Raw genomic sequence first — 10,195 nt, 5'->3', positions numbered from 1 at the left:
CGTGGGCGGCACCGCCATCGAGGTGCGCACCAAGGGCCCCGTGCCCCTGGGCGAGCTTCGCGCGGCGGTCCCGGCCGCCGGCGGTCACGACGCGCAGGTCCAGGGCTTCGGTCGTCCGGATACGGCGATCGTCCGTTTCCGCACCGAGGGCGCCAACGCCTTCCAGTCGGCCGAAGCGGTCAAGAACAAGCTCGCCCAGCGCTTCCCCGGCATGGAGTTCAAGCCGCCGGTCGTCGTAGGCCCCAAGGTGTCGGGCGAACTGATGTCCTCGGGCTTCATGGCCCTCGGCATCGCCCTCGTGCTGATGCTGGCCTACATCTGGTTCCGCTTCCAGTTGCAGTTCGGCCTCGGCGCCGTCGCCGCGGTGTTCCACGACATCGTGCTGACCCTGGGCCTGTTGTCGATCACCCAGATCGAGTTCTCCATGACCTCGATCGCCGCGCTGCTCACCGTCATCGGCTACTCGATGAATGAGAAGGTCATCACCTTCGACCGGCTTCGCGAGAACCTGCGCAAGTACAAGACGACGCCCCTGCGCGAGGTGATCAACAAGTCCGAGAACGAGCGTCTCTCCCGCACGCTGATCACCGGCACCACGGCGATCCTCGCGCTGGCCGGCGCCATGTTCCTGGGCGGCCCCGTGCTGTTCCCGCTGGTTTCGACCATGGTCTTCGGGATCATCATCGGCACCTACTCGTCGGTGTACGTCGCGCTGCCGATCATCCTCCTGTGGGGCGTGAAGCGGAACGACGACCCGGCCGAGCCGCTGAAGCCTGCCGGCGTGCGGCCGTAAGGTCGCAAGCGCCGTGGCCCGGAACGCGCCCAGCATCGACGCCTACGGCGACGGCGGCTTCCGTCTCGCCGGCCAGCGGCACGAAGGCTCGGTGCTGATCCTGGCCGACGAGGCGCGGACCTGGGAGGTCGCCGGCCTCGGCGACCTGACCCTGGCATCGCTGAAGCCGGTGCTGGATGCGGGCCCTGCCGAGGTGGAGTTCGTGCTGCTGGGCGTCGGCGCCTGCAACGCCATGCCGCCGCGCGAAATCCGGGACGGCCTTCGGGCCGCCGGCATCGGCCTCGAGTTCATGGATACGCCGGCCGCCGCGCAGCTCTATAACCTGCTGACGTCCGAGGGCCGGCGGCTGGCCGCGGCGCTCATCGCCGTCTAGCCCGGCTCGCCGCGCGGGCCGGAACCCTCACCTACGGTGAAGCCTCTGGGCGGCCTCGCTTCCAGCCTGAAACGAAACGCCCTATACCTCGGCCAAGGGCAGGGATTCAGAGGGCAAGTTTATGGCCGGACTACTCGCAAACTTCCGCAACACCGTGATCGTCAGCGTCCTGCTGGCGCTGGTCATGGTGGGCGCCTATTCGCAAGGCCCGCATGGGACCGACGTCGCGTTCTGGCAGGCGGTCTTCCGCTGGCTGCACACGTTCTTCGGCATCCTGTGGATCGGGCTGCTGTACTACTTCAACTTCGTCCAGATTCGGAAAATGCCGGAGATCCCGGCCGAGCTGAAGCCGGCGGTGTCCAAGTACATCGCCCCGGAGGCGCTGTTCTGGTTCCGCTGGGCGGCGCTGTTCACCGTGCTGATGGGCCTGATCGTCGCGTACACGCGCGGGGTCGACTACGCCCACGAGGCGCTGACGCTCGGCCTCTACCATGGCTATGCGGTGTCCGACACGGGCTTCACCCTGCTGGGCCTGGGCATGTGGCTCGCCATCATCATGTTCCTGAACGTCTGGGTGTTCATCTGGCCGAACCAGAAGATCGCGTTGGGCATCGTCGAGGCCGACGCCGACGCGAAGGCCAAGGCCGGCCGCACCGCCATGCTGTTCTCGCGGACCAACATGCTGCTGTCGATCCCGATGCTGACGGCCATGACCATGACGCAGACGCTGTTCGGCTGACGCGGGACAAACCTTGGAGAAGGCCCGCCCTCCGGCGGGCCTTTTTCGTTGAAGCGACATGAGCGACGACCTCGACGACCTGATCCGCCGCGTGGACCCCGACCGATGGCTTTCCAGCCGGTTCATCGGGGATGCCGGGAAGCGCGCCGACGTTGTGGCGATCTATGCCTACGACCACGAGCTGGCCCGCGCGCCGAAGGTGGCTTCGAACGCCATCCTCGGCGAGATTCGGCTGACCTGGTGGCGCGAGGTGTTGGATGAGGCCTACGAAGGCCGCCCTGTCCGCCACCACCCCACCGCCCAGGCGCTCGCAGACGTCATCCGTCGCCACGAGCTCCCCCGCGAGCCGCTGGAGGCGATGATCGACGCGCGCTACCGCGAACTGGACGCAAACCCCATGGAGCCGAACGAGGCGCTGGAGTGGGCGCGGGACACCGGCGGTCGTGCGGCGGAGCTGGCGGCGATGATCCTGGCGCCGGGGCGCGACGCCGGCCCGGCCCGCGCCGGCGGAACCGCCTGGGCGCTGGCCCGCCGGGCCTCGGACGACCGGCGGACCGCCGCGCTCGCCGAGCGGACTCGCACCGGCGCGGCGGCCGCCGTGCGGAAGCTGGCCGCCGAGGCCTTCCCGGCCGTGGCCCATGCGGCGCTGGGACGGGGAGGGCGCTCGCCCCTGCGCGACCGGCTGAGGCTGTTCTGGGCCGTGGCCCGCGGGCGGATTTGACCGCTACTCGGCAGGCTCCACGGCCCGCGCGCGCTCCGCCCACGCCTTGAGGTCGGCGAGCGCCCGCTCGCCCATCGCTCGCTTCTTCAGCCGGGTCTTCTCCTTGGCGCCCAGGCGTCGCCCTTCGGCGTCGCGCTTCGGGGCGTCCATGGGCGGCAATAGGCCATAGTTGATGTTCATCGGCTGGAAGCTGCCCTTGCCGCCTTCCAGGTGCCCGCCCGTAATGTGGCCGACCAGGCCGCCCAAAGCCGTGGTCGCGGGCGGAGCGTCGATCGGCCGTCCGAGCCGCTCTGCGGCGGCGAAGCGGCCGGCGAGCAGGCCCACGGCCGCACTCTCAACATAGCCCTCGACGCCGGTCACCTGCCCGGCGAACCGCAGGCGCGGCTGGGCCTTCAGGCGCAGGTTGGCGTCCAGCAGGCGAGGCGAGTTGATGAAGGTGTTGCGGTGCAGGCCGCCGAGCCGGGCGAACACCGCCTTCTCCAGCCCCGGGATCATCCGGAAGATCTCGGTCTGGGCGCCGTGCTTCAGCTTGGTCTGGAAGCCCACCATGTTCCACAGGGTGCCCAGGGCGTTGTCCTGGCGCAGTTGGACGATGGCCCACGCCTTCTCGTCCGGCTTGTGCGCGTTGGTCAGGCCCACCGGCTTCATCGGCCCGTGGCGCAGGGTCTCGCGCCCGCGCTCGGCCATCACCTCGATCGGCAGGCAGCCATCGAAGTAGGGGACATGCTCCCAGTCCTTGAATTCTGACTTGGGGCCGGCCAGCAGGGCGTCGATGAACGCCTCGTACTGGTCCCTGTCCATCGGGCAGTTGATGTAGGCGGCCGCGTCGCCGCCGGGGCCTTCCTTGTCGTAGCGCGACTGGCGCCACGCCACGTCCATGTCGACGCTGTCGAAGTTCACGATGGGGGCGATGGCGTCGAAGAACGAGAGCTGGTCCTCGCCGGTCAGGTCCAGGATCGCCTGCGCCAGCGCGGGCGAGGTGAGGGGGCCGGTGGCCAGGATCACGCTGTCCCATTCGGCCGGCGGCAGGCCGGCCACCTCCTCGCGAGCGATGGTCACCAGCGGATGGGCCTCCAACCGCTCGGTCACCGCGGCGGAGAAGCCCTCCCGGTCGACCGCCAGGGCGCCGCCGGCCGGCACCTGGTGGGCGTCGCCCGCCGACATGATGATCGACCCCAGCGCGCGCATCTCGGCGTGGAGCAGGCCGACCGCGTTGCCGCTCCAGTCGTCGGCGCGGAAGGAGTTGGAGCAGACCAGCTCGGCGAGCTTGTCGGTCTGGTGGGCGTCCGTGGCGCGTACGGGGCGCATTTCGTGCAGGACGACGGGTACGCCGGCCTGGGCGATCTGCCAGGCGGCTTCCGAGCCGGCCAGCCCGCCGCCCACGACGTGAATAGGTGCAATCGACATGCGTGGCGTACTAGCAACGAACGCGCAGGATCGCGAGCGGGGCCTTGCACGCTTAAGACGGGGCGCGGCAAGGTTCCGCCGACAGGGGCGGGCCGAGTCGCGCTCGGGACATGCAGGACGGATGACCAGGTTTTCTCCCAGCGACGCGGCGATGGAAGGCTTCCGCCTCACCAAGGAACACCCGGGCGTGATGCTCGCGTGGAGCGCGGTCTACTTCGGCGGCATCCTGCTCATCGCCATGGTGATGATGGCCACCCTGGGCCCGCAGTTCATCGCCCTGGCCCGGAAGGGCCAGCTCAACGCCTCGGACCTCGATACGGTCAGCGACTTGCTAGCGGCCTCCTGGCCCGCCTTCATCCTCGTCCTGATGATGACCGCGCTGCTGATGTCGATCATCGCCGGGGGCGTGATGCGCCTGGTGCTGCGTCCCGAGGAACACGGGTTCGCCCACCTCAAGATCGGCCGCACCGAACTCAAGCTGACCGCCGCCAACCTGGTGTGCATCGGCCTTTATGCGGTTTCGGTGATCGTCGGCGTGATCTTCACCGCGGGCGCGGCGCAGGCCGGTTCGGTCGGCGCCGCCTTGGCGATCATTCTGGTCGTGGCCTTCGGCTGCTGGATCGGTGTGCGGCTGTCGCTGCTGCTGCCGACGGTGTTCGAGACGGGGCAGGTCTCGCTGCGCCTCGCCTGGGAGCGGACCAAGGGCCACTTCTGGCAACTGTTCGGCATGATCGTGCTGTCGGTGATCTTCTACGTGATCGTCTGGATCCTGTTCAGCATCATCAGCTTCGCCATCGTCGAGATTTCGGGCGGCGAGGCGGCGATGCAGGACATCGGCCGCCTCACCCCGCTGACGGCGATCGCGGCGATGATCACCCTTGTCATGCAGCTTCTCTTGCAGGTCCTGCAGATCGTGATGATCTACGGCCCCTTCGCCGTGGCCTATCGCGACCTCGTGCTTGAAGACGCCGAGCGGGCCGAAGACTTCGCCTGATCCGCCGCCCTCCGGGATCTCCCTCGGGGCGGCGAGACACTGTGGGCAGTCTACGGCGTCACGCTGCTGCGCTGGGCCGTGCGCTCACCCGCTCGTGCCAAGCCTTCAGGTTCGCGAACTCCGGCTCCAGCGGCAGGCCGATCCACTCGGCGAAGTCCACCGTGGACTGCAGGCAGATGTCGGCCATCGAGTAGCGGTCGCCGGCAACGAACGCCTTGCCGTCCAGTTCGCGGTCGAGCCACTTCTGAGCGCCCTTGTAGGTGGCGGCGTTGGACTCGCCGAAGTCCTTGTACTGGGTCAGCAGGGCGGCCGTGCGCGGATGAGCGTGGCGCCAGTACATGCCCACCGGCGTCATCACGGTGAACTCGATCCGGCGGATCCACATGTCGACCAGCGCCTGCTCGACCGGCGTGGTCCCGAACAGCGGCGGCTCGGGTTGCACGGCCTCGAAGTAGCGGCAGATCGAGACGGTCTCCGATATGCAGGTTCCGTCGTCCAGCTCCAGCGTCGGCACCTGGCCCAGCGAGTTGCGCGCCTTGTGCTCCTCGCTCTTGTGCTCGCGCTTCATCATGTTGACGGGCGTCTCGGGTAAATCGATGCCTTTCTCCGCCAGGAAGATGCGCACGCGGCGCGGGTTCGGCGCCGGCATCGGCGCGCCATACAGGATCATCTGCGGTTCCATCCCCTTGTTGTTGGCGGCTAGGCTATTTCGAACGATTGTTTGCAGCTAGTGCCCATCCCGCCTGAGTTCGAAGAAACCGAAGCGGTCTGGCTGCCAGTGTCCAGGAGTAAGCCCATGCCCCGACGTCGCGACATTCTCCTGGCCGCGGCCGGTGCGGTGGTGTCGGGGCCGGTGAACGCCGCATCGAGCGCCGACACGGCGCTGACTGCGATGCTGTCCCGGCACATGGACGAGTATCTCGAAATGTCGCCCGAGGCGGCGGCTTCGCTGCTCACCGACGCGCGGGGGCGGGCCGCCCGCGGCCGTCTCGACGACCGTTCTCCCGCCGGCAGGGCAGCCGGCGTCGCCGCCGCGCAACGCTGGCGCGCCGAGCTGCGTGGCATCGACCGCAAGGCCCTGAGCCCGGCGCCGCAGACGGACTACGACCGCGCGGCCTTCGCCTACGAGATGCTCGACGAGGTCGGCCGCCGCTACGGCTTCCAGGACCACGCCCTGCGGCCCGGCCCGTATCTCGTCTCCCAGATGACAGGCGCCTACTACTGGCAGCCGCAGGAGTTCGACCGCGAGCCCATCCGCACCCGCGAGGACGCCGACCTCTACCTCTCGCGCCTCGCCGACTTCGCGCGCGTTCTCGACGGCGAAAGCGAGGGGATCCGCGCCGATGCGGCCGCCGGGGTTATCCCGCCTGACTTCGTCCTCGCGCGGACCATCGGTCAGCTCACAAGCCTGCGCGACACCGCCGCCGGCAGCCTGATCGACGGGCCGTCCGGCAGGGCCGTGGCGGCGGGACTGCCCGACATGCCCGCCGCGGCGCGCAAGGTGCTGGACCAGCGCGTCACGCCCGCGCTGAGCCGGCAGATCGCGACCTTGGAAGCTCTTCGCCCGAGGGCCGGTTCGGACGGCGGTGTGTGGCGTCAACCGGAGGGGGAAGCCTGGTACGCGTTGGGCCTTCGATCCAACACCACCATCCGCATGCCGCCGGAGGAGATGCACGCGCTGGGACTCAACGTCTTCCGCGAGCTGCAGGCCGAGCTCGACGGACTGCTCAAGGCGCAGGGCCTGACGCAAGGGGCGGTCGCCCAGCGGATCAAGGGACTGGATCACGACCCCCGGTTCCTGAAGCCTGATACCGATGCAGGACGGGCCGAGCTCCTGCGCGACGGTCGCGAGCATCTGGCGCGCCTGCACGGCCTGCTGCCGCGCGCCTTCCGCACGCTGCCGGACCAGGACATCACGGTGGATCGCATCCCCCTCGCGATCGAGGCCGGCGCGCCGGGCGCCTACTACGAGGGGCCACCCGCGGACGGTTCGCGCCCGGGGGTGATCTCCATCAACCTGAAGACCACCGGCGAGTGGCCCACCTGGCGGCTGAAGACGCTGCTGCATCACGAGGGCGATCCCGGGCACCATCTGCAGAACGCGGTCTTCCGGATCGCGTCGGGGCCGAACCTGCCGCTCTACAAGCGCTTCGCCCAGTACTCGTCCTATGTCGAAGGCTGGGCGCTCTATGCCGAGCAGGTGGCGGTCGAGATCGGCGCCTACGAGAACGACCCCTTCGGCCATATCGGCGCGGTCCAGTCCGCGCTGTTCCGGGCCGCCCGGATCGTGGTGGACACCGGCCTGCACCACAAGCGCTGGTCCCGCGCCGAAGCCACCCGCTGGATGGTGGAGGAGGCCGGCGAGCAGCCCCTCTCGGCGCAGCGCGAGGTGGATCGCTACTGCGTCTACCCCGGCCAGGCCTGCGCCTTCATGATCGGCCGCCTGGAACTGCTGCGCACCCGCGACGCCGCCCGCAAGCGTCTGGGGGCCGCCTTCGACGTCCGCGATTGGCACGAGAAGGTGCTGGCCGCGGGCCCGATGCCTATGGAAGTCCTGGCGAGGACGATGGGCTAGGGAGCGTCCCTCCCCATGAAGGAGAGGGAAAAGTCCACTTACGCTCCCACCAGCTTCTTCTTCCGCGCCGTCTTCCGTTCGCGGTGCCGCTCCAGCAGTTCACCGAGATACCGGCCCGTCCAGCTCCGCGGCTCGGCGGCGACCTTTTCCGGGCTGCCCTGGGCCACGATCTCGCCGCCTCCGTCGCCGCCTTCTGGCCCGAAGTCGACCAGCCAGTCGGCGGTCTTCACGACGTCGAGGTTGTGCTCGATGACCACCACGGTGTTCCCCTGGTCGGCCAGCTCGTGCAGCACCTCGAGCAGCTTCTTCACGTCCTCGAAGTGCAGGCCCGTGGTGGGTTCGTCGAGAATATAGAGCGTCTTGCCGGTCGCCCGCCGCGACAGCTCCTTGGAGAGCTTCACCCGCTGAGCCTCACCGCCGGACAGGGTGGTCGCCTGCTGACCGACCTTCACATAGCCCAGGCCGACGCGCTTAAGGGTCTCCATCTTGTCGCGGATCGGCGGTACCGCCTTGAAGAACTCGGCGGCCTCCTCGACCGTCATGTCCAGGGTGTCGGCGATGCTCTTGCCCTTGAACAGGATCTCCAGGGTCTCGCGGTTGTAGCGGCGGCCGTGGCAGACGTCGCAGGTGACGTAGACGTCCGGCAGGAAGTGCATCTCGATCTTGATGAGACCGTCGCCCTGGCACGCCTCGCAGCGGCCGCCCTTGACGTTGAAGCTGAACCGGCCGGGACCATAGCCACGCGCCTTCGCCTCGGGCAGGCCGGCGAACCAGTCGCGGATCGGCTGGAAGGCGCCGGTATAGGTGGCTGGGTTCGACCGCGGCGTGCGGCCGATGGGCGACTGGTCGATATCGATGACCTTGTCGAAGTTCTCCAGCCCCTCGATCCGCTCGTGCGGGGCGGGGGCGTCGGAAGCGTTATGCAGCCGTCGCGCGGCGGCCTTGTAGAGCGTCTCGATGGTGAAGGTGGACTTGCCGCCGCCACTGACGCCCGTGATGCACGTGAAGGTCCCGACCGGGATCTCGGCGGTCACATTCTTCAGGTTGTTGCCGGTCGCGCCGATGACCTTCAGCTTCTTCTTGCCGATGGGCCGGCGGTCGTCCGGCACGGCGATTTCGCGCGTGCCGGTCAGGTACTGGCCGGTGATGCTCTTGGGGTTGGCCATGATCTCGGCCGGCTTGCCCTCGGCGATGATCTCGCCGCCGTGGACGCCCGCGGCCGGCCCCATGTCGATCACGTGGTCGGCGGTGAGGATCGCTTCCTCGTCGTGCTCGACCACCAGCACCGAGTTGCCAAGGTCTCGCAGGCCCTTCAGCGAGGTCAGCAGCCGGGTGTTGTCGCGCTGGTGCAGGCCGATGCTCGGCTCGTCCAGCACATAGAGTACGCCCGTCAGACCCGAGCCGATCTGGCTGGCCAGTCGGATGCGCTGGCTCTCGCCGCCCGACAGCGTGCCGGACGAGCGCGACAGGTTCAGGTAGTCCAGGCCCACGTTCACCAGGAACCGCAGCCGGTCGTTGATCTCCTTCAGGATCCGCCGGGCGATCTCCATCTGCTTGTCGGTGAGCTGGCCGTCCAGGCTCTCGAACCACTCCTGGGCATGGCGGATCGACAGGCGGCTGGCCTCGCCGATGTGCGTGCCGGCGATCTTCACCGCCAGGGCCTCGGGCTTCAGGCGGTAGCCTTCGCAGGCCAGGCACGGCGTCTCGGACTGGTAGCGGCCCAGTTCCTCGCGCACCCACGACGAGTCGGTCTCGCGCCAGCGGCGTTCCAGGTTCGGCAGCACGCCCTCAAAGGTCTTGTTGACCTCGTACTTGCGGGCGTTGTCGTCGTAGACGAACCGGATCTTCTCTGAGCCCGAACCGTACAGCACGACGTTCTTCGCCGGCTCGGAAAGCTTCCACCACGGCTCGTCCATCGAGAAGCCGTAGTGGCGCGACAGGGCCTGCAGCGTCTGGGTGTAGAGCGGCGAGGGGCCCTTGGCCCACGGCGCGATCGCGCCCTTGTGCAGGGTCTTGTCCTTGTCGGGCACGACGAGGTCGGCGTCGAACGCCAGCTTGGCCCCCAGGCCGTCGCAGACCGGGCAGGCGCCGTACGGGTTGTTGAACGAGAACAGCCGCGGTTCGATCTCGCTGATGGTGAAGCCTGAGACCGGGCAGGCGAACTTCTCGGAGAAGATGATGCGCTTGGGCTCGTTCTCGGTGGGATCCTTGTCGGCCCACTCGGCGACCGCGATGCCGTCGGCCAGCCGCAGCGCCGTCTCCAGGCTGTCGGCATAGCGGCCCTCGAGGCCGGGTTTGGTGACCAGCCGGTCCACGACGATGTCGATGTCGTGCTTGAACTTCTTGTCGAGGGTGGGCGCGTCCTCGATCGGGTAGAACTCGCCGTTGACCTTCACCCGCTGGAAGCCGGCTTTCTGCCACTCGGCGAATTCCTTGCGGTACTCGCCCTTGCGGCCGCGCACCACGGGGGCCAGCAGGTAGAGGCGCGTGCCCTCGGCCACGGCGTTCAGCTTGTCGACCATCTGGCTGACGGTCTGGCTCTCGATCGGCAGGCCGGTGGCCGGCGAATAGGGCACGCCCACCCGCGCCCACA

General features: G+C 68.6%; 9 protein-coding genes. 6 read left to right on the top strand and 3 right to left on the bottom strand.

The genetic code is table 11. The features are described 5' to 3' along the window. From secF to Q0L11_RS05675, 4 genes are all read left to right on the top strand, one after another. On the top strand, positions 1-793 hold a 793-nt coding region (gene secF / locus Q0L11_RS05690), incomplete at its 5' end, for a protein translocase subunit SecF (protein WP_296595971.1). A 13-nt stretch (positions 794-806) separates the two neighbouring features. After that, the gene (locus Q0L11_RS05685) at positions 807-1,166 is read left to right on the top strand and encodes an Mth938-like domain-containing protein (protein WP_296595970.1); all 360 of its coding nucleotides are present in this window, start codon (positions 807-809) and stop codon (positions 1,164-1,166) included. A gap of 121 nt (positions 1,167-1,287) precedes the next feature. After that, positions 1,288-1,905 (top strand): hypothetical protein, encoded by a 618-nt coding sequence (locus Q0L11_RS05680; protein WP_296595969.1) that lies wholly within the window; start codon positions 1,288-1,290, stop codon positions 1,903-1,905. Between the two features lie 58 nt (positions 1,906-1,963). After that, positions 1,964-2,626 carry a squalene/phytoene synthase family protein gene (locus Q0L11_RS05675; RefSeq protein WP_296595968.1) on the top strand — a complete coding sequence of 221 codons (663 nt, stop codon included), beginning with the start codon at positions 1,964-1,966 and terminating at the stop codon, positions 2,624-2,626. 3 nt (positions 2,627-2,629) lie between these two features. On the opposite strand, the gene trmFO is transcribed toward Q0L11_RS05675, so the two are convergent. Then, entirely contained in the window at positions 2,630-4,033 is a 1,404-nt protein-coding gene (trmFO, locus tag Q0L11_RS05670) for a methylenetetrahydrofolate--tRNA-(uracil(54)-C(5))-methyltransferase (FADH(2)-oxidizing) TrmFO (RefSeq protein WP_296595966.1), read from the bottom strand. A gap of 121 nt (positions 4,034-4,154) precedes the next feature. Between trmFO and Q0L11_RS05665 the strand changes: the two genes are divergently transcribed. Further along, the gene (locus tag Q0L11_RS05665; protein ID WP_296595965.1) at positions 4,155-5,027 is read left to right on the top strand and encodes a hypothetical protein; all 873 of its coding nucleotides are present in this window, start codon (positions 4,155-4,157) and stop codon (positions 5,025-5,027) included. A 58-nt stretch (positions 5,028-5,085) separates the two neighbouring features. Here the strand turns inward: Q0L11_RS05665 and Q0L11_RS05660 are convergent, their stop codons facing one another. Next, entirely contained in the window at positions 5,086-5,697 is a 612-nt protein-coding gene (locus Q0L11_RS05660) for a glutathione S-transferase family protein (protein WP_296595964.1), read from the bottom strand. Positions 5,698-5,823: 126 nt separating this feature from the next. Here Q0L11_RS05660 and Q0L11_RS05655 point away from each other — a divergent pair, with 126 nt between their 5' ends. Continuing rightward, entirely contained in the window at positions 5,824-7,602 is a 1,779-nt protein-coding gene (locus tag Q0L11_RS05655; RefSeq protein WP_296595963.1) for a DUF885 family protein, read from the top strand. A gap of 38 nt (positions 7,603-7,640) precedes the next feature. Here the strand turns inward: Q0L11_RS05655 and uvrA are convergent. After that, on the bottom strand, positions 7,641-10,195 hold a 2,555-nt coding region (gene uvrA / locus Q0L11_RS05650), incomplete at its 5' end, for an excinuclease ABC subunit UvrA (protein ID WP_296595962.1).

It is taken from the genome of Phenylobacterium sp. (assembly GCF_024508875.1).
Classification (GTDB): Bacteria; Pseudomonadota; Alphaproteobacteria; order Caulobacterales; family Caulobacteraceae; genus Phenylobacterium.
The sequence above is the reverse complement of the archived record's forward strand: the minus strand, read 5'-3'. Positions and strand labels throughout refer to the sequence as shown.